Source organism: Bacteroides caecigallinarum, from assembly GCF_016901995.1.
GTDB lineage: Bacteria > Bacteroidota > Bacteroidia > Bacteroidales > Bacteroidaceae > Phocaeicola > Phocaeicola cellulolyticus.
Map to the genome: position 1 here is coordinate 16,897 of NZ_JACJLE010000037.1, position 25,667 is coordinate 42,563.

Here is a 25,667-nt window from a genome sequence, read left to right on the forward strand (position 1 = left end):
ATATTCAGACCTTTGCACGGGTTTTTATTCAGGTTTAAAATTAAGATTGTTTTTGAGGATGAAAAAATTGACAACTTATCCCTCTCCATTTTTCTCTATTTTGCCAATTGCCATATTGGTGGTCTTGTTGTATTTCACTATCGGAAGTTTCGGATCTGATGCTCTTTCAGGTGCCAGTCAGGTTTGTCTGCTTATTGCTACAGCCATTTGTGCTGCAATAGGAATGACAGGTTATGGCATAAAATGGAAAGACATTGAACATGCCATAGTGAATAATATAGCAGGAGTGAGTTCGGCTCTTATCATACTGTTGATTATTGGAGCTTTGTCTGCCGCATGGATGCTCAGTGGAGTAGTGCCTACATTGATTTATTATGGTGTGCAACTTATACATCCGAGTCTTTTCCTGGCATCATGTTGTGTTATTTGTGCGATAGTGTCTGTTATGACGGGAAGCTCGTGGACTACTATTGCGACCATAGGTATTGCTCTGATGGGAATTGGAAAGGCTCAGGGCTTTGAAGAAGGCTGGATAGCAGGCGCCATTATTTCAGGAGCTTATTTTGGTGACAAGGTATCTCCTTTGTCCGATACTACTATTCTTGCGTCGTCGGTTACGGATACTCCGCTTTTCACTCATATCAGGTATCTGATGATAACTACGGTGCCTTCGATAACGATAGCACTTATAATATTCCTGATTGCAGGTTTCAATCATGGGGTAGGAAGCACAGCAGAGATGACAGATTTTGCAAATGGTCTGGCCGACAGGTTTAATATTTCATTGTGGCTGTTGCTGGTACCGGTTGTGACCGGAATACTTATAGCCAAGAAAGTTCCGTCTATCATCACGCTGTTTATTTCGGCTACTATGGCAGTTGTGTTTATGCTCATATTCCAGATGGATAACGTGATAGAACTGGCAGGCGGAAGCAGCGATGTGAGATCTATATTCAAGACAACATTGCAGACATTGTTCACTTCATCAAGTCTTCAGGCAGAGACATTGCAGCTTACAGAACTTATTGCCACCAGAGGTATGGGCGGCATGATGAATACTATTTGGCTGATAATCTGTGCCATGTGTCTGGGAGGCGCCATGACCGCTTGCGGAATGCTGGCAAGTATTACAGGAATGTTTGTGAAATTCACACGTAAGCTTACAGGTATGGTGGCTTCTACGGTAGGTTCGGGTATTTTCCTTAATCTGGCTACTGCCGATCAGTATATATCTATCATCCTTGTGGGAAATATGTTCAGGGATATATACAAGAATAACGGTTATGAAAGCCGTTTGCTTAGCCGTACAACAGAGGATGCCGTTACGGTGACATCAGTACTTGTGCCGTGGAACACTTGCGGAATGACTCAGGCCACAATCTTGGGTGTGCCTACGCTGGTGTATTTGCCATACGCATTCTTCAATTATATCAGTCCGTTGATGAGCATTTTTGTTTCGGCTATAGGATATAAGATATTCCGTGTGAAGAAAGACTAATCAAATTTTTTTTGATATAAGTGGTAGAAGGTGGGCTTCGGTCCACCTTTTTATGTTTGCTATGGCATTGTCCGGTTTCACCGCCTCTTCTGTAGGCATATCGTCAGGTGTAATGCTATATACCTTGGCAAATCCTTCGGAAAGCAGCTTCTCGCAGTCGTCAGTACGTCCGGCTATCAGCCATACAGGAACATTGTGTTTCTGTGAATGTCTCAGTATCCGTTCCGGCAGTTTCCCCATCAGGGTTTGACTGTCTGCGTGTCCTTCGCCTGTGATAACCATATCGGCTCCGTTTAGGAGGCTGTCAAAATCCGTAAGTTCAAGCAACAGATCGGCACCCGACTTGAAAGTGGCATTGAAATATTGCAGGAAAGCATATCCTAATCCTCCTGCAGCACCTGCTCCTGGCTCGTTTGATTTGTCTTCTCCGATGAGTCTGGCAGATGCCTCAGCAAACTCCTTCGCTCTTCTGTCAAGTTCTATTACCATTTCCTCTGTGGCGCCCTTCTGTGGTGCAAAGATATATGCAGCTCCGTTATTTCCGCATAACGGATTTCGTACGTCGCTTGCCAGTGTGAAGCGGCAGTCGCTCATTTCTTTGTCTATAATCTCTTTTACATTTCTTCCGTATGGAAAACTGTCTGAAATTGCTTTTAGCATTCCTCTGCCAGCATCGCTGGTGCCGCTTCCTCCAAGGCCGATAATGAAATTCCTGCAACCTGCATGTAAGGCATGTATTATCAGCTCGCCAACACCGTAGGTGGTTGCTATCATCGGATTACGTTCTTCTTTTGACATAAGTGTCAGTCCGCATGCCTTAGCTGTTTCTATTACAGCCGTACCGTCAGGTGTTATTCCGTACTGTGCAGTTATTGGGCGCATTAGCGGGTCGTGAACAATAGATTCAACTATCTTACCGTTCATGGCAGATATGAATGCTTCAAGCATACCTTCTCCTCCGTCAGACATTGGAATTTTATGTATCTCAACTTCTTTTGATTTTAGATAAGAGAAAACGATGTCTTCAACTTCTTCCGATGTGAGACAACCTTTGAATGAATCTATGGCGAGGATTATTTTCATGTTTGTACAAATATTGCAATTCAGATACAAATTTATTGAATTAAGTCCGAATATCAATATTGAAACAGAATGTTATTTTGTCAATTTGACATTTTGATAAATTGAACGGCTGTAGTTGCGAAAATTGCTGATTGATATATGAGTGCTTGAGAATTTTAAAATCTCGATAGGTTTTAGCTATTGTGTTAGTGGTGAAATGTTATTGAAAATATAAAATTTCATTCTTTTTGATGTAATATTAAGGTTAATTGTGTTGATGTGTTGTTGTTAATCTTGTGTTTTCTATTTTATGATATTGTTTATTGCTACTCCGAACTAGAACTTTGACTGCATATTATTTGTATTATTATTAGTGTCAGTTCTTCATGTGAAAACGCTTTGTCTTTTCGGTTGGAATGACAAGACATTTTATCTTGAATGGGCTGTCGTTTTTCCTGTTAATAATAGATATTCTGAAGAAGAGAAAGGTTAATTATTGCTTAGAATTTAACACTTTTGCCTTGTAAATATGTGATATAATAAACTAAAAACGGCATGCCGTTTTAGGTTTTATTCCAGATGCAATGATTTTGCGTGTTTATAAGTAATAAATTCTTTAATATTGTTTGCATAATGTTCTGTAAATACTCTATATTACTATCATTGTGATAAAAGGACTATTTGAGTAGGGCTTTAAGTGACTGTTCGGATATTTCCGGTAATATATTCCTGAAGTGTTCCAATATTCTGTCATAAGACTCTTGTGGTGTTTTGTCCGGATGGCACTTTCCAAACAAAGCTTCAGGTGTGGTGAGTAAAGACCATCCCCAGCCATATTCTCTGCCATGCTTATCCTGAGGATAAATGAAATCCTCTGTTACTATATATCCGCCCATTTCCAGTCTGGTGATATAGGCATCAAATTTGCTGCGCATTTTCGGACCGGTAAATCCGCATGCATGTCGCAGTTCGCGTGTGATGAGGCTGCCTTCTGTTCTCAGAATATCCAGTATTGTATCTTCTATACTTCCTTCCTCTGGATATGGATAAATACTCCTTCTATAATTGCAAAAATCCGGCCACCATTCACGACTGATAAATGCAGCCTTGCTTTTGAAAAATTTGCCGTATGCGCAACCGCTTTCCTGCAAAATCGAACCTTTCCACTCCCAAAGCGGCCATTCCCATCCTCCATCAGGCAAACGGTTGTATTGGCAATCTTCGTCCACAATCTCATCTGCCGACCAATCTGTAATACCCATCGGTAGGAGTGGGAGAAATCCTATTTCGTTGATATAGTCTATCAATTCCGGGCAAGAGTGTATGAGTTCTTTTTTCATATATGTAGGTCTTTAATAATCAATGTTTATGATTATTGCAAAAGTATATAAAAAGACGGACCTTTAATATGCTTTTGCAAATTACATAATATATGGATACCATATTTTTGTATGATATCACCTAATATTGAACAATCGACTAAAGAATAGCATATGGATAGTGTAGTAGTACGTAAAATGCCGTATTTTGCCATTCAGATTATTGTGCACACAGATAGTGAAGACAAAACTTTTTTCATATAAGTCTTTATATCATTAACATTATTCTGTTTGCCTCCTTGGTGAATATTTCCGGAAAGCGGCAGATGACTGCGTAAACTTGTTTGCTAGTTACAGGTAGGTTGTCTTTTCGTATATGTAATCCTGAACGGTTTATAGCTTCCGCTACCTGATCGGTAGTCATACCACATTTCCGTTTTGTCAATATATATACGATGGCCTCCTCAATCTTCATAATGCGTCTAGTCCCCACATGTCGTTTAGCATTGAGATGGCTGAATGTGAACGGAACACTTTCTCACGGAAAGAGATTATACCGTCTTTTGAAACCTTGTCCTCGAATGAATTGACCAGAAAATCAGCTTCAAGCAGAATGCGATGGTCTATGGATATAACATCCGTGTATGTGTGATGGTGGGCTATCAGCCAGCATATTCTTTCTCTTTGACTTTCATTGAAACCGGACACTTCTTTCAGAATCTTTCTGGCTTCATCCGGACCAAGTTCCTCCTGATGTTTTCCGCAGCAGTTTCCAAATCTCGCTTCAGCAGCATGAATACCTATGTCATGGAGAATGGCTGCGGCTTCAAGAACAAAAAGTTCATCCGCTCCAAGTCCTTCTTCGATACCTATAGTACGTGCGAAATTATGTACTTTTACCAGATGCTGAATACGTGGTACGTCTCCACAATCATATTTTATCATTGCCCTCATCAGACGGGCCAAAGTAGTTTGTTCTGTCATAATATTACTAATTTTTGAAATAAATAATCTGTATTGGATATCTGTGTCATTATCGTTTTGTAACTGTAATCATGAATGTTACAGCTACGATAGCGATGGATATTCCTAAAATAATGTTTGTAGTAAGCGGCTCATCAAACATAAAAGTGCCAACTACGATTGCTGTTATAGGTTCGAATACACCGAGAACAGATGCCTTTGTCGCACCGATGTTGCGTGAGGCGATGGCTAAAGTAGCAGTCGAAACAATTGTCGGCAGAATTGCCAGGCCTATAAGGTTGAACCAGTCTGTCCATGCAGTGATTCCTGCTGTTATAGCGATACCGGAGAATATGATTTTTCCAATGAATACAATCGCCCCCACTGTAAGAGTATAGAATGTAAGTAATGTATTTGAAATTCCTGCAATCGCCTTATTACGGTTGATTATGATGATGAAAAGTGCGTAAACCAATGCAGATGCTATAGAAAGCAGTATGCCTATAGGGTTAATAGTCTGTGTGCCGTCACTTTGTGCCATAATGACTACTCCTCCAAATGTGGCTATAATGGCAAGCCATACCGGCCATGACGGAACTACCTTCAAGAATACCATTATGATTGCCACAAGAACAGGGTAGAGAAATACAAGTGTGGTAGCCAGTCCTGACGCAATATATTCGTATGCCTCGAAGAGGAATACACTGCTCGATGTGTAAAGTAGTCCGAGAATAAATAATATACCAATCTGCTTACATGAAATTTTGAAGCTTTGTTTACGTATCATCAGGAATAAACCTAGAATAAGAACCGCAAAAAAGTATCTGAAGAAAAGTATAGATTCTGTTGCGGTACCGTTTTTCATCAGTGGAACCGCGAACAATGGATTTAATCCGTAGGTTATACCGGTAATAATTCCTGCCGGATAGCCTATAATGGCATTTTTGCTTAGTTTCTTCATGTGTTGGTTATATGTAATTGTTATTGGGGTGCAAAATTAATCAATCATATATCTGTAAACAAATTATTTTCTGTAAATGTATTTTGCCAAACCGTAGATGTACCTTCTGAATCCGGGACGGTATCTAAGCAGACGTTCGAACCATTTCAGATGATGGCTTGTAATACGCACGGCCCATCCTACATAGTACATTGCGAATAATGTACCTACTCCAATGATGTGCCATTGCCATTTTCCGAAGAATATATAGCAGAAGATAATGCCGAGAAGAACTAGTGAGATATCTACCGCTATCTTAATCTTTGGAAACTCAATACCGGTTACTTTGCTGATGGCCACAGGAAAACCTTCGCCAGGCATGGTTACACTGCCGCATCTGACCTCTAGTGCGACACCTATAGCCAGAATCGTGCATCCGGCGAATTGTGATATGGCTTTTTCAAAAAAAGCTGTTGGTTGCAACCATGAAATAATATGCATGTTCAAGTCTATCAGCATGCCGAATACGAATCCTACCAACAACTGAAACAGTTGGACCGGATCGAACTGTCTTCGGAGTACTCCCACTTGTCCAACCACCAGCAGGGCGTTCATTATGAAAGTATATTGTCCGATTGTAAGTGCCGGAGTAAGCCCGTCTGTTCCGGCATCATAAAATGCATATGGCAGAACGCTGATAACACTGGCTCCTAACATACTTTTTACGCAAAGGGAAATTCCTAGAGTCATTATGTACAAGGCTATAAAAAGAAGTACATGTTGCCAAACAAAGGATATAATTTTATCTTTTCTCGTCATTTTAAATATATTTTTATTACTTGAAAAATTCGTGTGCAAAAGTACTAAAAGCCTATAAATGGTGAATATAAAAACAGCAAATAAAAAGATATGAAAAAAAACTTTGCCGGTGAATACTCAAATACGATAATCCGTATCTTTGCACGACTTTTAAAGGTAAGAAGAAAACAATGGATGCAATCGTTACACAGATGATTATTCTGTTTATTTTGGTAATCATCGGTTATTATCTGAGTAAGAAAAAAATGATGGATGCGGATTTTGACCGCAAACTTTCTGGACTGGTTATCAATGTGACTTGTCCGAGTCTGATACTTTCGTCGGTGATGAGTGACACACTCCCTGCTAAGGAAAAGATTCTTCCTTTGCTCGTGGTAGGTTTTGCTACATATGTTATTCTCATTGGACTGGCTTTTCTGCTTCCACGCTATTTGCCTGTCAAATCATCCGACCGAGGCATTTATAGTTTTATGCTGGCATTTGGTAATGTAGGTTTTATAGGATATCCTATTGTGGCTTCAATTTTCGGAGCCAGTGCGGTATTCTATGCAAGTATTCTTAATTTTCCAAGTACTCTATTGATATTTGTGTTCGGGACATTGTTCATATCCGGCGGTCAGGGAAAAATGCGTTTTGACTGGCGTACTCTCTATTGTCCTGCCATGATTGCATCATATCTTTCTATTCTGATTGTGGTAACCGGCTGGGTACCACCACGTGTAATCAGCACTCCATTCATACTGCTTGGAAATGTGACTGTACCTGCAGCATTACTCATTATAGGCTCGTCAATTGCGCGTGTGCCTGTCCGTCGTATGTTTGGCAATACGGCTATTTACATTATGTCTGTTCTGCGTCTGATGCTTGTTCCGCTTCTAATTCTGTATTTATCGCGTCTATGTAGAATAGACGAAACCATAGCCAATATAAATGTTGTGCTTGCAGCTATGCCTGTTGCTTCGTATGGCACCTTGTTTTGTATCCAGTATCAGAAAGGGGAAGTAATTATGGCCGAAGGCACATTTCTTACGACCTTACTCTCAGTGCTGAGTATTCCGCTGCTGACGATGTTTCTGTAGGTGTAAACTAAACTTCTCAAATACAAAATATTTCATCTGCAAAATTTATCTTGTCCGTAATTCCATATGTATAGATTTAGGTTGTCAATGTAAAATTAGAACATTTTATTTGATACTTTGTTACTCGTTCTACTGCTAGTAACAAATCATTAACCCAATATACAAACAAAAGAAAAGACAGCAAATAAAAAAATAAATATTTGCTGTCTTTTTTATGCCTTTATATTAGTGTGATTAATTACTTTTTCTTATTTGTTTTCAGTAACAAAATAAGGTTTCACTTTCCGATGCAAAAATTCCTAAATATATTCCCCAGCACCTCATCATTAGTTATTTCTCCACCAACGATTTCTGCCAGATGGAACAGACATTCCCTTAAATCCTGACTTACCAGGTCACCGGAAAGTCCCATGGCCATTCCGTCCTGTACGCGGTGGATGGCTTCAAGGGCATGGGAGAGGGCTTCGTAATGACGGACGTTGCTTACCACAACATCATTTTGTGTCACTTCAGGTAATGCTGCTGCTTTTACAAGAAGTTTTTGCAGTTCTGCTATTCCCTTGCGGTTTTTTGCAGAGATTGATATTGTTTCCATGCAGTCATCCTCGCCAAGACATATATTTTCTTTCGCAACTATATCATGGTTGGGAGTCACATCACATTTGTTCATCACCAGTATGAGCTTTTTGCCTTCGCATCGTGGAATAACCTTGTCCTTTAATGTATCTATCTGGGCTTTTGCTTCAGTGCTGTCAATCACCCATAGTACTATTGAGGCCTGATCAAGCTTTTGGAAACTGCGTTCTATACCTATAGTCTCGATGGCGTCGGATGTCTCACGTATTCCGGCCGTATCAATAAATCTGAATGTTACTCCTTCAATGTTCATAGTGTCTTCTATCACGTCACGTGTTGTACCGTGAATGTCGCTCACTATGGCACGTTCTTCGTTCAGCAAGGCGTTGAGTAGGGTAGATTTGCCAGCATTTGTTTCACCTATGATTGCTACAGGGATACCGTTCTTTATCGCGTTTCCCACGCTGAACGACTGTACAAGACCGTTTATCACTTCTTCCACCTGCGATGCAATCTGTGCAAGTTCGCTACGGTCGGCAAATTCCAGTTCCTCATGGTCGCTGAAATCCAGTTCCAGCTCCATAAGAGATGTCAGATGGAGCAGCTTTTCTCTTAATGATGACAGCTCTCTGCTGAATCCCCCACGCATCTGGTTCATTGCCATACGGTGTGTGGCAGCCGATGTGGATGCAATAAGGTCTGCCACAGCCTCTGCCTGGCTTAAGTCCATCTTGCCGTTCAGGAAAGCTCTTTGAGTGAATTCTCCGGGACCTGCAGCACGGCATCCGTTCTTTATCAGCAGTTGCATCACCTGTTGCAGGATATACGATGAACCGTGGCATGATATTTCCGTTGAGTCTTCACCCGTATATGAATGTGGTCCGCGGAAAAGGCTCACCAGCACTTCATCCACTATTTCGCCTTCATTACCTGTGATATGCCCGAATGTCAGTGTGTATGCTTTACGTCCGGCTAGTGGAACCCCGTTTATCGGACTGAAAATCTTGTCCGTTATGGCTATGGCATCCTTTCCCGAAACTCTTATAGTACCTATTGCACCTCCCTGTGCCGTAGCTATGGCACATATTGTATCATCTGTGTATAGAATATTCATTTTTATAAAATCAGTATAAATTTTTTACTATCATTTCCACGGCCTTTTCCAGATATATGCGGTCTGTATCGTCAAAAGTATTCAGCTTGTCACTGTCTATGTCCAAAACTCCGACAACATTCCCGCCACTTATCATCGGTACCACTATTTCCGATCGTGAAAGCGAACTGCATGCAATGTGTCCAGGAAAAAGATCCACGTCTGCCACCACCTGCGTCCTGGCTTCTGCCCATGCTGTTCCGCACACACCTCTTCCTTTTTTTATACGATAACATGCCAAACTTCCCTGAAACGGTCCCAAGTGCAGTTCTCCTTCTTCTATCAGATAAAAACCTATCCAGAAGAAGCCGAATGCCTCTTTCAGTGCGGCAGTAGTATTTGCCAGTACGCTGATAATGTTCTTCTCGCCCTCAATCAGATGCGAGTACTGTTCAAGGAAGTGTAAATATTTTTCTTCCTTTCCGGCTATATTGTCCTGCTTGAAACTCTCTTCCATTATATTCTTTCCAATACCGTTTTTATTAAGTCGTCTATCTGGTTTTTATATCCTGTGTTGGCTTCCTTTGCCACTCTGTTTGCAATTACCATACATACCGTCGTAGCTTTGTGTCCCTGTAGTCTTGCCAGACCTGCAAGTGCCGAACTTTCCATCTCGAAATTGGTTATTTTTCGTCCGTCATATTCGAATGTCTCTATTTTTTCATTCTGATGCGGATCTGCCAACGGAACCCGCAGTTTCCTTCCCTGTGGTCCGAAGAAACCTCCGCAAGCCACAGTAATACCTCTCACCATATCTTTGCCTGCTATGCGTTCCACCATCTCCTTGTTGGCATGAATTGCATATGGGGCGGGGGAGCACATATTTCCACACCATCCCAGATGATTCAGCAACGCACGTTCCAAAGGCAGGTCACAGACAGCGTTTCGTCTTTCGTAGAAGTTAAGCAATCCGTCAAAACCTATTGATATTTCAGAGCATATGAATGTTCCCACAGGAGTATAAGGCTGCAATCCTCCGCATGTTCCTATCCTGACTATTTCCAGCGATTTCAGATTTTCCTTTTCATATCTTGTGTTGAAGTCTATATTCGCCAGAGCATCAAGTTCATTCATCACGATATCTATATTGTCACATCCTATGCCTGTTGAGACTACGGTTATTCTCTTACCTTTGTACGTACCGGTTATGGTTCTGAACTCCCGGCTTTCCACTTCGCATTCTTTGCTGTCGAAATGCGATGCCACAGTAGCCACACGTCCCGGATCTCCCACCAGTATCACCTTGTCTGCCAGATGTTCAGGTTTCAAATGCAGATGGAACACCGATCCGTCTTCATTTATAATAAGTTCCGAAGGGGCAAAATATTCTTTCATAGGCATTTATTTAAGTTCAATGTTTCTTATCGTAGTTGACATTCTTTCTATTTCGGCTCTTAAATCATTCACCCTCTTTTCTTTATCCAGTATTCCCGGTGCCATTGAGGTCTTTGTTGCCTGGTTTGATTTCGAATATTTCTCTCTCAATTGTCCCAGTTCCTTTTCCAGGGCATTCAGGTCACTCTGTTTTTTGGTCATCTCCTGAAACATCTGTTTTGCTTTTGCCTTTCTGAAATCGTTCAGCGATGTATATGTCCTGTTGTCATTCACAATGAATGTGAAATCAGCTTTCTTGGCCTTGTTTTCTGTGGCATACATCACCTTTGCAAGCCTTTGCTTTGCTCTGGCAACAGTGTTGTTGTCCGTTTGTGTAAGAGCTATATTATCAAGTTTTGCCAGAGAAATCATTTTATCTTCACCCACAGCGTCATAGTCGTAAGTAATCTTCGATTCGTTTGGCACGAACACATACACACACACTTTCCCCTCCGGCTGATACCTGTCCGATGCAAACCATCCCAGATTGTTATAATCGTCTATGGCATACATATAGTCGTTGAACCTCGAGTTGAAAGGATATCCTATGTTGTCCGGTTTGAAGAATGAGTTCTCTTCCGAGTCGGCACGCGTAATGAATATATCGTATCCTCCCAGACTGTCATCTCCTTTTGCCGAGAAATAAAGTGTTGTACCGTCCGAGTCCAGGAATGGGAAGTTCAGTACTGTCATGTCTTCGTTTATGCCTTTCAGCTTTTGCGGATTGCTCCAGCTGTCAATCAGCTTCACGCTTGCATACAGCTTGCTGTTTCCGTTTTCATCCTTTCCTGAGAGCAACATTTTGTCTCCCATCTCGTTGATGAATTCCACTGTCATATCGTCATCATTGCCGCTACCGTCATTGGTCATTTTTAGTGTACCGGCCTGTTCGCTCAATTTGTATGCGTCAAGAAATCTCTGTTTATCCACCACGAAACTGTCTATCACCGTAATGTTCTCTACGCTTCTTATCAGTCTTTCACCCTTCCTGTATTTCGTCATCAGTTCTTCGGCTTCCGATGTATCTCTTTTCTTTTTTTCCAGCCAGTAGATATGTTGTTCCAGATTTTCTATAGCATCTTCATATCTGTACATGTCATAATAAGCCTTGCTTACGTACAGGTAAGCGTTTATCACCTTTCTGGCCGCACTTTTTTCCAGATAAGGCAGTCCTTCCATCATCTCTCCCGTCTCATAACAGCATGCTCCGTACCAGAAATTATAGCTGGCGTTCGACGGCGATTGCTTCACCAGTTTCTTGAATACCGGTTTTGCCTTTTCGAATTCACCTTGCGTAAACCATCTCTGCGCCTGGCTAAGCGTCTGTGCTCCGGCACTGGCAGAAAACATCAATAGTGCTATTGCAGTCAGTTTTATTTTTGTATCCATATATATCATATATCTGTTTTTATATTTTCTTGTTTTATCATTGTGATCAACCGATTGGTGGTCAAATCATTCTATTCAATCAGGAATTAAAAACTAATATTCTCATCAACTTTCTACAAAAATAATCAAAATATCCGAAAGCAGGTATTTATCTTCAATTATTTAGTAGGCTGATGCAGCTTGACATAAGCTTTTATCTGCGATTGCGGAGTATATTTCCACTCATACCGGATGTTTGCGTAATCAGGTTCCTGCCGGAAAGCATGGCTGTATTTTTATGATAAATCAAGGAATATACGTAAAAAAAATAACGGACAAGACTGAACAAAAACATTTTATGAGTACCTTTGCACCCGCTTTTTGAAATGATTTATGGCAAAACAGACTGAAGAAGACAAGACACTCTACCGCATAAACAAGCGTTTCCTGAAAGGAATAGTTGATTACGGACTTATAAACGACGGCGACAAGATCCTGGTCGGACTGTCGGGAGGAAAGGACTCCATGGCTCTGCTTGAACTGCTTGCCATGCGTTCCAGAATATTTAAGCCGCGTTTCTCTGTCATGGCGGTACATGTGGAGATGAGCAATATCGAATACAAGTCGGACACTACGTACCTGCGCGAGTTTGCAGAATCGCTTGGCGTTGAGTTCGTCACCTACACCACCTCGTTCGATCCTACAACAGACACACGCAAGTCGCCGTGCTTCCTCTGTTCGTGGAACAGACGCAAGGCATTGTTTACCGTAGCCAAGGAACATGGATGCAATAAGATTGCCCTCGGTCATCACATGGACGACATTCTTGAGACACTGCTGATGAACATGACGTTTCAGGGAGCCATAAGTACCATGCCTCCACGCCTGGTGATGCGCAAGTTCGATATGACCGTCATCCGCCCTATGTGCCTGATACACGAGTCGGACCTGATAGAAATGGCCCGTATCCGCGGATACCGCAAGCAGATAAAGAATTGTCCCTATGAGAAGGATTCCCACCGCTCGGATATGAAGGAAGTGCTGCACCGTCTGGAAGAGATGAATCCCGAGGCAAGATACAGCCTGTGGAGCAGTATGAACAACATCCAGGAAGACATGCTGCCTGTAGTAGAGAAACTGTAAACTGAAAACTTAAAAAACTCACAATATGTTATCACATGGAATTTTCTCAGTATTATTACTGATTTTGTCAAACATTTTCATGACATTTGCCTGGTATGGCCATCTCAAGATGCGCGAATACAGCTGGTTTGAATCATTGCCGCTGATAGGAGTGATAGCCTTCAGCTGGGCTATAGCGTTTTTCGAATACTGCCTTCAGGTACCTGCCAACCGTCTTGGCTTCCGCGAGAGTGGGGGACCGTTCGATATCATGCAGCTCAAGGTCATCCAGGAGGTTATCACGCTAGTTGTGTTCACCGTATTCTCTGTCATAGCCTTCAAGATGGAACTGAAATGGAACCACCTTGCAGCATTCTGCTGTCTTATCCTGGCAGTCTATTTCATATTCAAGAAATAAGAAAATGTCCCGACATATCATAAAATATGCCTTGCCGTTCTCTATCTGACGACAAGGCATATTTCTTTTCCCGCGGCTTATTCCAGTCCGTATCTCATCTTTCTTATCTTCTCCTGTTCGGCTCTTTCTTCAGCCTTCCGTTTTTCCTTTTTCCTCATATAGATATAGATGCTGTCCATGCTTCCCGGCAGTTCTTCAATCATCTTCTCCTCCATGGCTTTCACCTTTTCCTCCTCATCCTTTATTTTCTTAGCTGCCTTGGCCTTTTTCACGTTCCATCTGAAGTTCCTTCTCACCCTGTCAGGCTTTCTCTCCTTGTCCGCTTCCTCGTTCGCCTTTTCCAGATACTCGTTCCTCAGCGAGTCTTTCCTCAATGCAATCACCATCTCTATCTCCGCCCTTGCCGAGTCCGACAATACAGGAAAATCCCCTGTCATAGCCGTATCTTTCCCGTTCTTGCTGTAGTCGAACACAGGCATCGTCATCCCGTTGTAGAATGTCGGAAATTTCAGGCTGTCAGCCAGCGACGGCTGATAAGTCTGATATGTCTTCCATGCATTTGCATGCTTCCTGTTATGTTGCAGCATCCTTCCCCTTCGAGTAAGGTTGTTATATATAAATCCCAGTATGTCAAGATTTCCTATAGTCACCCCCGCACCTTTCATCATCACCCCGTCGCTTATCATACCTGCCGAAGGAGCTATGCTCCTTCCGTAATTGCCTTCTTCATCTCCGAAAGGATTGAATGTCCACGTTATCTCATAATCCTTCTCTTTTTTACCGAACACCATTACATCATACACCGGATCTTCGCCGAACTTGGTCCAGATGGAGTAGGGAAGCATCCTTATATATCCTTTTGGCTTTCTCACCTTCGTGGTGTCTGTAAGGCTCTTGGGCACTGCCAAATCGGCCTTGAACTCCATCCACGATTTCTTTAACGGTGCCTCAAGAGGTTTTGTCGCATCGTTGTTCATTTCAGGCATAAAATCAAACTTGATCAGCTTTATGGCATCCTCGTTCAGTTTCAGTTCACTGTCCGTCTTTTCGTTCTTGAAATCCTTCTTGAAGTCAGTGTTCAACTGCTGTGCCGCAATATTGTTACCTATCATCAGCATGCCGGCTATAATGACCGGAATATGTACCTTACTGTTATTCTCCATCTTTTCCTAATATCATTTCACTCTTCCGCCCTGTAGCCAATGCTTCTCGTAATATCGTTCGTTCAGGCTGCTCACCACCACTCCCACACTGCTCGAAGCGTGTATGAATCTGCCGTTTTTCAGATATATCCCTACGTGCGATGCCTTTCTTTTCTTTTTCCCGTTGTGGAAGAAAACCAGATCCCCCTCACGCAGATTTCTTTTCAGGATTTTCCTGCAGTCGTCATTCCTCTGCTCCTCCGCGCTTCTTCCCAGTTTTTTCATATACACGGTCTTGTATATTGCCGATGTCAGTCCCGAGCAGTCCACACCTTTCTTCGTCTTGCCTCCGTACCTGTATGGCGTACCTATCCAGTCGGCAGCTTCGATGTACAGCTTGTGGTTGTCGTTCATCTCTATATCCATGTCCAGTCTGATGGCCGCAGCTGCCAGATCTCTGAAGTCATAGTTAAACCTGTGGCTTCCGCACGATGACAGCAGCAGTACCGATATACACACCGCCATTACATGGATTATTTTTCTGTATAGAGTCTTTTCTGGCATTTATAATGTCTTTTTTTACGTGTTGCAATACAAATGTAGTCAATAGTTCCCTTTCGGAAGATTTCCGTTTGCACAATTTAGTTACAATTTAACATTATTCTTACAATATATCCCCTGATTACAAAAAAATGGAGACGATACACTCATAATTCGTAGTATATCGTCTCCAATATATATTTACGGTCACCTCTCGGCTATTCCGTCAATCTCATTTCACCGGCGAGTTCATGCTCACTTCAATCATGTTCTTCTGTCCGAAGAAGTCTTTTGCGAATTTCTTCAGGTCATCTATTGAAATTCCGTTCACGGTGTTTTCATATCCTTTGTTCATATCTACACCTTCCCACAACATAGTGTTCAGAATTCCCATCCAGTAAGAGTTTTCCTTCTGGTTCTGCTGATATGTCTTGAGCATATATTCTTTCACCTTGTTCAGGTCTTCAGTCTTAGGACCCTGTGCGATGAAGTCGCTGATACCTTTGTTTATCAGTTCCACCATCTGAGGTCTGCGCTGCGGATCAGTGTCGAAATATATCTGGAACACACCTTCAGCTTCAGGATATTTGCTTACAGAGCCGTTGCATGACACACCGTATGTACCTCCAGCATCCTCTCTCACAGTCTGTGTGTATAGAATGTTCAGCAGTTGTCCCATCATGCTCATCAGCACCACATTCTTCTGGTCATACTTGCATTTTCCGCTTGCCACCATAAGAACTGACGATTTGGCTGTCTCCATCTCTCTTGTGAAGTTGTTTTCATACAGTCCCTTTCTGATGTCAGGGTTCACGTCGCGGAATTTCTCGTTACGTTTTGTCGAAGGCAGACTGCCCAGATATTTCTCTATCAGCGGAGTAGCTGTAGCCTCGTCAATGTTGCCCACCATGATGAAAGTAAAGTCGCTTGCGTCAGCAAATCTGTCTTTATACAGTTCCATCACCTTGTTGTAGTCAATCTTGTCAAGAGTCTCAGCCTTCACGCTTATAGCTCTAGGATGTCTGTTATACAGAGCCACGCTTATTGAGTCGCCGAAAGCAGTGTTAGGGTCAGCTTCAGCATTAGCCAGGGCAGCCTTGTTTCTGTTGATAAACGATGCGAAAGCATCCTGATCCATTCTTGGAGCTGTAAATCTCAGATAAGTAAGCTGCAGCATTGTTTCCATATCCTTAGGCGAGCAAGAACCGCTTATACCCTCAGTCAGGCTGTTTACGTAAGCCGATGCCGAAGCCATCTTTCCTGCAAGCACCTTGTCCAGATCCACTGCGCTGAAGTTACCTAGTCCTCCCAGACTTACCACCTGGTTGATCAGTTTGAACTGAATTGCATCCTTGTCGTCGAACATTGAAGTACCACCGGTACTGAAAGCCTGCATTCTCACTTCGTCAGCCTTGAAGTCAGTCTTCTTCAGAACCACCTTCACACCGTTGCTCAGAGTAAGGATCTTGCTGTCGAACGGTCCTGCTTCCTCTTTTACAACCTTTCCTCCTGCAGGAAGTTCCTTCATCAGAGGTTCGTTTGAAACCTTATCCACGTATGCTTCAAGTTTTGCAGCCTTAACCTTGTCGATAACTCCCTTCAGCTCAGCTTCTGTAGGATATTTCATACCTTCCTTCTCAGGACAGAACACGCTCAGCACGATGTTCTTTTCTCCGATAATCTGTTTTACCACCTGGTTGATTGCATCTACAGGAATGTTAGGCACAATCTGGTTCATTATCGCATATTCGTTCTCTATGCCCGGGATAGGTTCGTTGTCGATGAAGTGTCTCACATATTCGTTCACATACTGTGAGTTTCTCATCTTCTCCCTTTCGTTGTAAGCCGATTCCAGACTTCTCAGATAGTCGGCCTTTGCTCTTGCATATTCGCTAGCAGTAAATCCGAACTGTCTCACTCTTTCTATTTCAGTCATCAACGCTTCCGTAGAAGTCATGATGCCGTCTTCCTTGGCTACAGCCAGTCCCATGAAGGCACCCTTAGTCTTTGCCAGCAGATAGATACCGTCATCTGCAAAAGCCTGGATGAATGGAGGCTGTGGCTTCTGAGTAAGCTCTGACAGACGTGCATTCAGCATATTGCTTATCATCGAAGTCATATAGTTCATTGCCAGATATCCCATATTGTTCTTCATTTCATCAGGCACAACCTCATGCTTGTAGAACAGATATATGATAGGCACCTGCTGTTCCTTGTCCTTAGCCACGGCTATCAGCGGTTCGTCATTGTCAGGTACAGGGAAATATACTCTTTCAGCAGCGTTTGCAGGCATCTCGATAGGGGAGAACATCTTCTTGATTTTCTCTTCCACCTTGTTCACGTCCACGTCGCCCACTACTATGATACCCTGCTGGTCCGGTCTGTACCATTTTTCATAATAGTCTTTCAGAGCCTGATAAGGGAAGTTATCCACCACTTCCATTGTACCGATAGGCAGACGGTAAGCATACTTGCTGTCCTTGAACATTATAGGGAATACCTTTTCGTACATACGCATCATGGCACCTGTTCTGGTTCTCCATTCTTCGTGTATCACCTTGCGTTCCTTGTCTATTTCCTCATGATCCAGAGTCAGGTCGTTAGCCCAGTCGTGCAGTATCAGCAGACATGAGTCAATCACAGTCTCTCTTGCCACAGGAACATTCGAGATGTTATACACAGTCTCGTCTATTGATGTATATGCATTCAGGTTAGCCCCGAATTTCACACCGATAGTCTCAAGATACTCTCTCAGCAGGTTTCCCGGATAGTTTGTCGTACCGTTGAAACACATATGCTCCAGGAAGTGTGCCAGTCCTCTCTGATTGTCCTCTTCAAGAATAGAACCTACTTTCTGTGCAATGTAGAAATCGGCTTGGTTCTCAGGCAGCTCGTTGTGTCTGATGTAATAAGTAAGCCCGTTTTCCAGTTTTCCTATACGTACATTCGGATCGGTAGGTATAGGCGGCATCTGCTGTGCGAAGCCTGATGCCATACCGCCTATGAATATTATCATGGCGGCAGAACGTTTCCATAAATTCATGTTTGTAATTAATAATTAATAATTAATAATAGACAATAAACAATTGACAATTAATAATTTAGAACTGGAGGTAAATTAAAAATTAAAATTGATGACATGCACTCGTTTTTAATTTTTAATTATTAATTCTTCATTTATTCAAATATCTCTCCGCCTCAATAGCAGCCTTACATCCGCTTCCTGCAGCTGTAATAGCCTGACGGTAATGAGGGTCTGCCACGTCACCTGCTGCAAACACACCCGGAACTCCGGTACATGGTGTATTGCCTTCAGTGATGATGTAACCCACCTCGTCAGTCTTCACCCATGGCTTGAAGATGTCAGAGTTAGGCTTATGGCCTATTGCAAGGAAGAAACCGTCGATAGCCACGTCATATCTTTCCTCGTCAGCTTCGCCTATTCTCTTCACCACGTGCATACCTTCCACGCCGTTGTCGCCATACAGTCCCACTGCATTGTGTTCGAACAGCACCTTAATCTTAGGATGGTTCATCACTCTTTCCTGCATAATCTGCGATGCTCTCAGGAACGGTTTTCTCACCACCAGATACACCTCGCTTGCCAGACTTGCCAGATAGAGGGCTTCCTCGCAGGCTGTATCACCGCCGCCCACTACAGCCACTTTCTTCTTTCTGTAGAAGAAACCGTCGCAAGTGGCACATGCGCTCACGCCCATACCTGCATATTTCTTTTCATCTTCCAGTCCCAGATACTTTGCAGTAGCACCAGTCGAGATGATTACCGCATCGGCTGTAATTTCCTTTTCTCCATCTACCTCGAAAGTATATGGAGACTTGCTCAGGTCAGCCTTTGTCACGATACCGTTTCTTATCTCAGCGCCGAATTTCTCAGCCTGCTTTCTCAGGTCGTCCATAAGCACCGGACCTGTCACCCCTTCAGGATAACCGGGGAAGTTTTCCACTTCAGTTGTAGTTGTCAATTGTCCTCCAGGCTGGAGTCCTTCATAAAGTACAGGATTGAGGTTTGCTCTTCCTGTATATATTGCGGCAGTATATCCTGCCGGTCCTGATCCTATGATCAGGCATTTCACGTGTTCTGTAGCCATACTGAAAATTATTATTGGTTACTAATGTTTATATTACTATCTCAAATCTATAATCTCTGCATTCGGATATTTCTTCCTGTCGAACTTGAAGAAAGAGTCCGCCAGGTTCAATGTCCTGTATTCCTTCACGGTGAATTCCTGTACATCTCCCGAATTGCTTTCCAGTTTCACATACACAGGCTGCATCCTGTTGTTCACCGATATAGTTATCTCCTTTATATCCTGCTTCTTTTCAGGTCTCAGCACTATATCCTTACACATCATTCCGCTTCTGCTCTTCGTGCCTGCATACGAGTAGTTGAAGCCGTTCCTGTACATCCCTATCATGGCATACGGATTAATCGACTGTATCTCCTCTGCCGTAGGCGACGACACGTTCACCTCTTCGTTATCCTCCACATAGCTCCATAGAGTTTCTCCGTCGAACCAGCTTTTTATGCCTCCGCAGTCCAGAACGAATTTGTTACCTTTCAGTGCTATTGTCCCCTTCACGCTGCCGTCAAACACAATTTCCGTACCCGCCGCCTTGTCATATTCTGCCGCCACTGCGTCAAGTATCTGCCTTGCCTTCGCATCCTTCTGTCCGAAGCATTGCAGCGTTGCCAGCAATAATGATATTACAGTTAAATATCTTATATTCATTATCAGCTCCTAATTTTTGATTATCAGCTCTTAATTATTAATTTTTAATTGTTAGTTCTTAATTGACTAAGTCTCATCTGCAAGTCATTCTCGTCAATACACAGCACATCTCTCGCCTTGCTGCCGTTTGCCGGACCCACGATACCCGCTCTCTCCAGCTGGTCCATGATACGTCCCGCCCTGTTATATCCCAGCGACAGTTTTCTCTGTATAAGCGAAGTAGAACCCTGCTGATGATAAATAATCAGTCTTGCAGCTTCCTCAAACATAGGGTCCAGTCTGTTCATATCCACATCCGCAGCTCCGCCTGGTTCCGCATTCTCATCCACATATTCAGGCAGCTCGAAAGCGGTAGGGTAGCCCTGCTGTTTGCTTATGTATTCCGAAATCTTCTCCACCTCCGGAGTATCCACAAATGCACACTGCACACGCACCGGATCATTTCCCTGCAGATAAAGCATATCACCCTTACCGATAAGCTGCTGTGCCCCCGGTCTGTCCAGAATAGTTCTTGAGTCCATCATAGATGCCACTCTGAAAGCCACACGTGCAGGGAAGTTTGCCTTGATGGTACCTGTGATAATGTTCGTTGTCGGTCTCTGAGTCGCGATTATCGCATGTATTCCCACCGCACGTGCCAGCTGAGCTATACGGCATATAGGAAGTTCCACTTCTTTTCCCGCAGTCATTATCAGGTCGCCGAACTCATCTATAATTATCACTATGTAAGGCATGAACTTGTGTCCGTTTGCCGGATTAAGCTGTCGGTTGATGAATTTCGCGTTATATTCCTTTATGTTTCTGCATCCCGCCTTCTTCAGCAGGTCATATCTCGTATCCATCTCCACACACAGCGAGTTCAGTGTCTGCACCACCTTTGTCACGTCAGTGATGATTGCGTCCTCCGCATCAGGCAGCTTTGCAAGGAAATGCTTCTCTATCGGTGCATAGATGGCGAATTCCACCTTCTTAGGGTCGATAATCACGAATTTCAGTTCGCTCGGATGCTTCTTATACAGCAGTGATGTCACGATGGCGTTCAGTCCCACAGACTTACCCTGTCCTGTAGCACCTGCCACCAGCATATGCGGAGCCTTTGCCAGATCCACCATGAACACCTCGTTGGTGATAGTCTTACCCAGCGCTATAGGCAGCTCGTAAGTACTCTCCTGAAACTTCTTGCTTGCCAGCACAGAGCTCATAGGAACGATTTTCGGACTCGCGTTAGGCACTTCTATACCTATCGTACCTTTTCCCGGTATAGGGGCAATTATACGTATTCCCAGTGCCGAAAGGCTCAGCGCTATATCATCCTCCAGATTTCTGATTTTCGATATTCTCACGCCCTCAGCCGGAGTAATCTCATACAGCGTCACCGTAGGCCCCACATTAGCCTTTATCGACGAAATCTCTATTCCGAAACTTCTCAACACCTGGATAATCCTGTTCTTGTTGGCATTCTGTTCCTCCATGTCGATGCTCGGACCGTCGTCAGGATAAGTCTTCAGCAGATCCAGGGTAGGGAACTTATACAGCTCCAGATCCAGTCTCGGGTTATACGGAACATTCAGGTCGCCTCTTACCTTTTCCTCTTCCTTAGTCTCTTCTATCTCAAAAGCAGGTCCCCCGTCATCAGCATTTGCCGGTTTCGACATGTTCTCTGCCTCAATAATCTTTTTCGCATTCACCGGAACATCGTCCAGCGGAAGCTCTATGCTGTTGTCCGTATAGTTTACGTCGTCGCTGTAAACCTCCTCGGCATAAGGTTCAGGCTCATTCTCATGCTTGAATTCGGCATACTTCTTCTCGTAGTCCACATTTATGATATCCTCTTCCACTGCCTTTTCCTCTTCAGCCGCAGTCTCTTCTTCAGCATCATCCTCACTTTCGTCTTCTTCATCCGCCTTATGCTTCTTTCCGAACAGTTTTCCCAATATTCCACCCGGCATCAGTCTTGCACTCCATTTCGGCTTTTCTTCCGCCGTTTTTTCTTCGGCTTCCTCAGCGTTCTCGTCTTCAGCCGCATTCTCTTCCTCGGCAGGAGCCTTCACCTCTTCCACTGCTACCGCCTCATTCCTTGTCTCCTCGTCAGCCTTAGGCTCGCTGTTGCCGTCTGTTGCGTCGTCATTTTTCTTCTTGAAATCCGGATGTATAACCTTTCTCACCACCTCCATTGTCTGTCTTCTGATGGCAATACCTATTATGATACCGCAGAACAGCAGCAGCAATATCAGTCCCGGCACTCCGATATACGATTCTATCCATAGCGACACATTATACCCGTGCATACCTCCCGGATAGATGAACGAATTCTCGAATACGTTTCCGAAAGCAAATCCCAGTGTAACCGACAGCCAGTACATGATGCTCATACACGCCAGGAACCATTTCCATACCGTAAAGTTATACGCCCTCATAAGTTTCGTACCCGCAATAAGCAGCACCACCACTATCAGATACGCCGGAATACCGAAACAGTCGTTTATCAGAAATTCCGCCAGTCTGGCACCCGCCGGTCCCGTATGGTTCTGCACCACCTCCGTTTCGCCTACGGAGTTCACTGCAGTCACACTCTGATCCGCTCCTCCTGCCGACAGGAACGAAGTAAATGCCAGGAACATATACACTCCGAACATCAGACATATCAGTCCTCCTATAAAGTGTCCTGTCTCTCCGTTCAGTGCCGATTTTATCTTCTTTTTACTATTGTCCTTAGAGTTTATATTCGATTTTTTATTGTCTTTTTTTGTACTCATAACATATATCAGTTAATTACCGTTTTACAAAATACTCATGCAAAGATAATACAAACGATATGAAAACAGTAAACAAAAAACAATAAAAACAGAAAAAATTCCTACCTTTGCACATATATTTTAAAGAATAGCAGACAAATTAAATCAAATGAAATCATCAAATCAACCTATTTTCGATGCAAACACAGTCGAGTTCGTTACCGTAGCCGCCGAGTTTTGCGGTTTTCTGGAACGTACTCCCGAAATGCAGCCCTCCGAGTTTGTCGATCGCAGTCTCAAGCTCCTTCCGCTGCTTTATCTGAAAGCATCCTTGCTTCCCGATTGCGAACCTCTCGACGACATCGAGCCTGAGACATTCGTTACAGAAACCGACTATGAACATCTGCGCAGCCTGATAGCGGAACAGTTGGGTCCTGACGATGACTATCTTGAGGTTTTCCTTGATGACATGGCATTCAGCGACACACCTATCAAGCAGAACATCTCAGAAGGCCTGGCAGACATCTACCAGCCGCTGAAAGATTTCGTATGCGTATATAGCCTGGGTCTCGACAGAACTATGAACGATGCCCTCTGGCGTTGCCGCGAGCAGTTCGCATCCTACTGGGGACGTACATTGGTCAATGTCATGCGTGCCCTTCACAATGTAAAGTATCACGGTGAAGAATCAGAATGCTAAACACGGACAGACATGACAGACTACCAACCCACAATAGACAAGAAACTCATATCCGAAATGCCTAAAGTGGTTTTCCCCGGCCGTATCATTATCATCTACACCGAGGACGATGCCCGCAAGGCTGTAGCCTATCTCAACCGTTGCAGCGTAGTGGGAGTTGACACCGAAACCCGTCCCTCGTTCAAGAAAGGAAAGGTGAACAGTGTAGCCCTTCTGCAGGTTGCCACATCCGACACATGTTTCCTTTTCAGGCTGAACCGTATCGGCATACCGGACTTCCTTGAAGAGTTTCTGCAGAACGATGTCCTGAAGATAGGACTCTCTCTCCGCGACGATTTCAACATGCTGCGCCGTGCGAACAACAAGGACCCGAGGGTAGGCAACTGGATTGAACTCCAGGACTATGTATCCCGTTTCGGCATTCAGGAAAAAAGTCTCCAGAAGATATATGCCATACTCTTCGGCGAGAAAATATCCAAGAGCCAGCGCCTTTCCAACTGGGAAGCCGACGTCCTGACCGAAGCACAGCAACAGTATGCCGCTACGGATGCATGGGCTACGCTGAGGATTTATCAGAGGCTGAATAATGAATAATGAAAAATTAATAATTAATAATTGGCGGATGTCATCAGTTTTAGTTCTTAATTTTTAATTTTTAATTCTTAATTAACTTCGTTGACCATTGGTTAGCATCGCTGATTTTTAATTCTTAATTCTTAATTCTTAATTTTTAATTGAATAACATGAACAAAGTATATTTAAAACCCAAGAAGGAAGAATCGCTTCTCCGCTTTCACCCGTGGGTGTTTTCCGGCGCCATAGCCCGTGTAGAGGGCAATCCGGAAGAAGGAGAGGTAGTTGAAGTATATACATCCGACAAGCAGTACATAGCTTCCGGACACTATCAGATAGGCAGCATCGCCGTACGTGTGCTCACATTCAGGAAAGAAGAGATCAATCACGATTTCTGGGTACGCCGTCTTACCGTTGCGCGTAACCTCCGTCAGGCCCTCCGTCTTATCGGAACAGAGACCAACAATGCCTGCCGCCTTGTACACGGCGAAGGCGACAATCTTCCAGGCCTTATCATCGACCTCTACGACCATACAGCCGTCATGCAGGCACACTCTGCCGGAATGCACGTCTATCGTCACGAGATAGCCAAGGCACTCAAGGAAGTGATGGGCGACACCGTCAGCAACATATATTATAAGAGTGAGACCACGCTCCCTTTCAAGGCCGATCTTGAATCTACAGAGAACGGATTCCTCCTCGGAGGCAGCACAGAGAATGTGGCAATGGAGAACGGCCTTCTCTTCCACGTCGATTGGCTCAAAGGTCAGAAAACAGGCTTCTTTGTCGATCAGCGTGACAACCGTGCCCTTCTCGAGCACTATTCGCTCGGCCGCAACGTCCTCAATATGTTCTGCTACACCGGAGGATTTTCATTCTACGCCATGCGAGGCGGAGCCCGTCTTGTCCATTCCGTTGACAGCTCATCCAAGGCCATCGACCTCACACGTGCCAACGTAGAGCTTAACTTCCCTGGCGACAAGCGTCATGAAGCCTTTGCCGAAGATGCCTTCAAGTATCTCGACAGGATGGGAGGGGAGTACGACCTTATAATCCTCGACCCGCCGGCATTCGCCAAACATCGCGGAGCCCTTCGCAATGCCCTTCGCGGCTACACCAAGCTCAATGCCAAGGCATTCGAGAAAATCCGTCCGGGAGGCATCCTCTTCACTTTCTCCTGCTCTCAGGTAGTAAGCAAGCAGGATTTCCGCAATGCAGTCTTCACTGCTGCAGCCCAGAGTGGCAGAAGCGTACGCATCATGCACCAGCTCACACAGCCGGCCGATCATCCGGTCAATATATACCATCCTGAAGGCGAATACCTCAAGGGACTGGTACTGTATGTAGAATAATTGTAGTTAAGTATTTCAAGTAAGGTAAATTATCCGTCAAATAATTGACTTTGAATAACAGTATGTAAATAAATGAGGGTGTGTCAAAATTCATTTTTTGAAAAAATGAACTTATAATTTGAAATTTGAGCACCCTAAAAGAGTAAAAAAGGGCCGCATCATTACTCAATACAGAGTTTGATA

23 protein-coding genes are annotated in these 25,667 nt (G+C 43.7%); 7 read left to right on the top strand and 16 right to left on the bottom strand.

What is annotated here, in order from left to right:
* The first annotated feature begins 58 nt into the window (after positions 1-58).
* On the top strand, positions 59-1,498 hold the full coding sequence (locus tag H6A61_RS10320) for a Na+/H+ antiporter NhaC family protein (protein WP_204393395.1): 1,440 nt from the start codon (positions 59-61) through the stop codon (positions 1,496-1,498).
* Here the strand turns inward: H6A61_RS10320 and H6A61_RS10325 are convergent, their stop codons facing one another.
* The 6 genes from H6A61_RS10325 to H6A61_RS10350 all read right to left on the bottom strand — a co-directional run bounded on the left by H6A61_RS10325 (position 1,499) and on the right by H6A61_RS10350 (position 6,601).
* Entirely contained in the window at positions 1,499-2,581 is a 1,083-nt protein-coding gene (locus H6A61_RS10325; protein WP_204393397.1) for a glycerate kinase family protein, read from the bottom strand.
* 656 nt (positions 2,582-3,237) lie between these two features.
* Positions 3,238-3,900, bottom strand: coding sequence for an AlkZ-related protein (locus H6A61_RS10330; protein ID WP_204393399.1), 663 nt, complete (start codon positions 3,898-3,900; stop codon positions 3,238-3,240).
* A 247-nt stretch (positions 3,901-4,147) separates the two neighbouring features.
* Positions 4,148-4,303, bottom strand: coding sequence for a hypothetical protein (locus H6A61_RS10335; RefSeq protein WP_239469183.1), 156 nt, complete (start codon positions 4,301-4,303; stop codon positions 4,148-4,150).
* Between the two features lie 47 nt (positions 4,304-4,350).
* Positions 4,351-4,863: an HD domain-containing protein gene (locus H6A61_RS10340; protein ID WP_235340244.1), complete on the bottom strand. Its 513-nt coding sequence runs from the start codon at positions 4,861-4,863 to the stop codon at positions 4,351-4,353.
* Between the two features lie 49 nt (positions 4,864-4,912).
* Entirely contained in the window at positions 4,913-5,803 is an 891-nt protein-coding gene (locus H6A61_RS10345) for an EamA family transporter (RefSeq protein WP_204393403.1), read from the bottom strand.
* A gap of 63 nt (positions 5,804-5,866) precedes the next feature.
* Complete coding sequence (locus H6A61_RS10350; RefSeq protein ID WP_204393405.1) at positions 5,867-6,601, bottom strand: YczE/YyaS/YitT family protein; 735 nt, start codon at positions 6,599-6,601, stop codon at positions 5,867-5,869.
* Between the two features lie 170 nt (positions 6,602-6,771).
* Here H6A61_RS10350 and H6A61_RS10355 point away from each other — a divergent pair, with 170 nt between their 5' ends.
* On the top strand, positions 6,772-7,680 hold the full coding sequence (locus H6A61_RS10355; RefSeq protein WP_204393407.1) for an AEC family transporter: 909 nt from the start codon (positions 6,772-6,774) through the stop codon (positions 7,678-7,680).
* Between the two features lie 277 nt (positions 7,681-7,957).
* Here the strand turns inward: H6A61_RS10355 and mnmE are convergent, their stop codons facing one another.
* Genes mnmE through H6A61_RS10375 form a run of 4 tightly spaced genes read right to left on the bottom strand, consistent with a single transcriptional unit; the run spans position 7,958 to position 12,181 of the window.
* Entirely contained in the window at positions 7,958-9,370 is a 1,413-nt protein-coding gene (mnmE, locus tag H6A61_RS10360) for a tRNA uridine-5-carboxymethylaminomethyl(34) synthesis GTPase MnmE (protein WP_204393409.1), read from the bottom strand.
* Between the two features lie 10 nt (positions 9,371-9,380).
* A complete protein-coding gene (locus tag H6A61_RS10365) occupies positions 9,381-9,866 on the bottom strand; it encodes a GAF domain-containing protein (protein ID WP_204393411.1) in 486 nt (161 codons plus the stop codon).
* A complete protein-coding gene (locus H6A61_RS10370; protein WP_204393413.1) occupies positions 9,866-10,744 on the bottom strand; it encodes a nucleoside phosphorylase in 879 nt (292 codons plus the stop codon). Before H6A61_RS10370 ends, H6A61_RS10365 begins: the two co-directional genes overlap by 1 nt.
* A gap of 6 nt (positions 10,745-10,750) precedes the next feature.
* Positions 10,751-12,181, bottom strand: a complete 1,431-nt coding sequence (locus H6A61_RS10375) for a CDC27 family protein (protein ID WP_430746804.1) — start codon at positions 12,179-12,181, stop codon at positions 10,751-10,753.
* A 363-nt stretch (positions 12,182-12,544) separates the two neighbouring features.
* Between H6A61_RS10375 and H6A61_RS10380 the strand changes: the two genes are divergently transcribed.
* Together H6A61_RS10380 and H6A61_RS10385 are read left to right on the top strand one after the other, a co-directional pair.
* Complete coding sequence (locus tag H6A61_RS10380) at positions 12,545-13,294, top strand: ATP-binding protein (RefSeq protein WP_204393417.1); 750 nt, start codon at positions 12,545-12,547, stop codon at positions 13,292-13,294.
* A 25-nt stretch (positions 13,295-13,319) separates the two neighbouring features.
* Positions 13,320-13,691 carry a DMT family protein gene (locus H6A61_RS10385; protein ID WP_154042654.1) on the top strand — a complete coding sequence of 124 codons (372 nt, stop codon included), beginning with the start codon at positions 13,320-13,322 and terminating at the stop codon, positions 13,689-13,691.
* A 77-nt stretch (positions 13,692-13,768) separates the two neighbouring features.
* On the opposite strand, the gene H6A61_RS10390 is transcribed toward H6A61_RS10385, so the two are convergent.
* The 6 genes from H6A61_RS10390 to H6A61_RS10415 all read right to left on the bottom strand — a co-directional run bounded on the left by H6A61_RS10390 (position 13,769) and on the right by H6A61_RS10415 (position 22,880).
* Positions 13,769-14,854: a DUF4858 domain-containing protein gene (locus H6A61_RS10390; protein ID WP_239469185.1), complete on the bottom strand. Its 1,086-nt coding sequence runs from the start codon at positions 14,852-14,854 to the stop codon at positions 13,769-13,771.
* A gap of 12 nt (positions 14,855-14,866) precedes the next feature.
* The gene (locus H6A61_RS10395; protein WP_430746805.1) at positions 14,867-15,397 is read right to left on the bottom strand and encodes a C40 family peptidase; all 531 of its coding nucleotides are present in this window, start codon (positions 15,395-15,397) and stop codon (positions 14,867-14,869) included.
* A 208-nt stretch (positions 15,398-15,605) separates the two neighbouring features.
* Entirely contained in the window at positions 15,606-18,416 is a 2,811-nt protein-coding gene (locus H6A61_RS10400; RefSeq protein WP_204393419.1) for a M16 family metallopeptidase, read from the bottom strand.
* A gap of 130 nt (positions 18,417-18,546) precedes the next feature.
* The gene (trxB, locus tag H6A61_RS10405) at positions 18,547-19,482 is read right to left on the bottom strand and encodes a thioredoxin-disulfide reductase (protein ID WP_204393421.1); all 936 of its coding nucleotides are present in this window, start codon (positions 19,480-19,482) and stop codon (positions 18,547-18,549) included.
* A gap of 36 nt (positions 19,483-19,518) precedes the next feature.
* Positions 19,519-20,124, bottom strand: a complete 606-nt coding sequence (locus tag H6A61_RS10410) for a LolA-like putative outer membrane lipoprotein chaperone (protein ID WP_204393423.1) — start codon at positions 20,122-20,124, stop codon at positions 19,519-19,521.
* Positions 20,125-20,168: 44 nt separating this feature from the next.
* Positions 20,169-22,880 (bottom strand): FtsK/SpoIIIE family DNA translocase, encoded by a 2,712-nt coding sequence (locus tag H6A61_RS10415; protein ID WP_204393425.1) that lies wholly within the window; start codon positions 22,878-22,880, stop codon positions 20,169-20,171.
* A 148-nt stretch (positions 22,881-23,028) separates the two neighbouring features.
* Here H6A61_RS10415 and H6A61_RS10420 point away from each other — a divergent pair, with 148 nt between their 5' ends.
* The 3 genes from H6A61_RS10420 to H6A61_RS10430 all read left to right on the top strand — a co-directional run bounded on the left by H6A61_RS10420 (position 23,029) and on the right by H6A61_RS10430 (position 25,484).
* Entirely contained in the window at positions 23,029-23,559 is a 531-nt protein-coding gene (locus H6A61_RS10420; RefSeq protein ID WP_154042659.1) for a DUF5063 domain-containing protein, read from the top strand.
* 12 nt (positions 23,560-23,571) lie between these two features.
* Positions 23,572-24,153: a 3'-5' exonuclease gene (locus tag H6A61_RS10425; protein ID WP_154042660.1), complete on the top strand. Its 582-nt coding sequence runs from the start codon at positions 23,572-23,574 to the stop codon at positions 24,151-24,153.
* A 149-nt stretch (positions 24,154-24,302) separates the two neighbouring features.
* Positions 24,303-25,484, top strand: coding sequence for a class I SAM-dependent rRNA methyltransferase (locus H6A61_RS10430; RefSeq protein ID WP_154042661.1), 1,182 nt, complete (start codon positions 24,303-24,305; stop codon positions 25,482-25,484).
* The last annotated feature ends 183 nt before the right edge of the window (positions 25,485-25,667 follow it).

What these genes read in the sequence shown, in the direction of transcription:
- H6A61_RS10375 (WP_430746804.1), bottom strand. Translation starts at nt 12,181, where the DNA reads ATGATATATATGGATACAAAAATAAAACTGACTGCAATAGCACTATTG.
- H6A61_RS10325 (WP_204393397.1), bottom strand. Translation starts at nt 2,581, where the DNA reads ATGAAAATAATCCTCGCCATAGATTCATTCAAAGGTTGTCTCACATCG.
- H6A61_RS10340 (WP_235340244.1), bottom strand. Translation starts at nt 4,863, where the DNA reads ATGACAGAACAAACTACTTTGGCCCGTCTGATGAGGGCAATGATAAAA.
- H6A61_RS10350 (WP_204393405.1), bottom strand. Translation starts at nt 6,601, where the DNA reads ATGACGAGAAAAGATAAAATTATATCCTTTGTTTGGCAACATGTACTT.
- H6A61_RS10335 (WP_239469183.1), bottom strand. Translation starts at nt 4,303, where the DNA reads ATGACTACCGATCAGGTAGCGGAAGCTATAAACCGTTCAGGATTACAT.
- H6A61_RS10355 (WP_204393407.1), top strand. Translation starts at nt 6,772, where the DNA reads ATGGATGCAATCGTTACACAGATGATTATTCTGTTTATTTTGGTAATC.
- H6A61_RS10395 (WP_430746805.1), bottom strand. Translation starts at nt 15,397, where the DNA reads ATGCCAGAAAAGACTCTATACAGAAAAATAATCCATGTAATGGCGGTG.
- H6A61_RS10430 (WP_154042661.1), top strand. Translation starts at nt 24,303, where the DNA reads ATGAACAAAGTATATTTAAAACCCAAGAAGGAAGAATCGCTTCTCCGC.
- H6A61_RS10370 (WP_204393413.1), bottom strand. Translation starts at nt 10,744, where the DNA reads ATGAAAGAATATTTTGCCCCTTCGGAACTTATTATAAATGAAGACGGA.
- H6A61_RS10410 (WP_204393423.1), bottom strand. Translation starts at nt 20,124, where the DNA reads ATGAATATAAGATATTTAACTGTAATATCATTATTGCTGGCAACGCTG.
- H6A61_RS10320 (WP_204393395.1), top strand. Translation starts at nt 59, where the DNA reads ATGAAAAAATTGACAACTTATCCCTCTCCATTTTTCTCTATTTTGCCA.
- mnmE (WP_204393409.1), bottom strand. Translation starts at nt 9,370, where the DNA reads ATGAATATTCTATACACAGATGATACAATATGTGCCATAGCTACGGCA.
- H6A61_RS10330 (WP_204393399.1), bottom strand. Translation starts at nt 3,900, where the DNA reads ATGAAAAAAGAACTCATACACTCTTGCCCGGAATTGATAGACTATATC.
- H6A61_RS10365 (WP_204393411.1), bottom strand. Translation starts at nt 9,866, where the DNA reads ATGGAAGAGAGTTTCAAGCAGGACAATATAGCCGGAAAGGAAGAAAAA.
- H6A61_RS10400 (WP_204393419.1), bottom strand. Translation starts at nt 18,416, where the DNA reads ATGAATTTATGGAAACGTTCTGCCGCCATGATAATATTCATAGGCGGT.
- H6A61_RS10390 (WP_239469185.1), bottom strand. Translation starts at nt 14,854, where the DNA reads ATGGAGAATAACAGTAAGGTACATATTCCGGTCATTATAGCCGGCATG.
- H6A61_RS10420 (WP_154042659.1), top strand. Translation starts at nt 23,029, where the DNA reads ATGAAATCATCAAATCAACCTATTTTCGATGCAAACACAGTCGAGTTC.
- H6A61_RS10380 (WP_204393417.1), top strand. Translation starts at nt 12,545, where the DNA reads ATGGCAAAACAGACTGAAGAAGACAAGACACTCTACCGCATAAACAAG.
- H6A61_RS10385 (WP_154042654.1), top strand. Translation starts at nt 13,320, where the DNA reads ATGTTATCACATGGAATTTTCTCAGTATTATTACTGATTTTGTCAAAC.
- trxB (WP_204393421.1), bottom strand. Translation starts at nt 19,482, where the DNA reads ATGGCTACAGAACACGTGAAATGCCTGATCATAGGATCAGGACCGGCA.
- H6A61_RS10345 (WP_204393403.1), bottom strand. Translation starts at nt 5,803, where the DNA reads ATGAAGAAACTAAGCAAAAATGCCATTATAGGCTATCCGGCAGGAATT.
- H6A61_RS10415 (WP_204393425.1), bottom strand. Translation starts at nt 22,880, where the DNA reads ATGAGTACAAAAAAAGACAATAAAAAATCGAATATAAACTCTAAGGAC.
- H6A61_RS10425 (WP_154042660.1), top strand. Translation starts at nt 23,572, where the DNA reads ATGACAGACTACCAACCCACAATAGACAAGAAACTCATATCCGAAATG.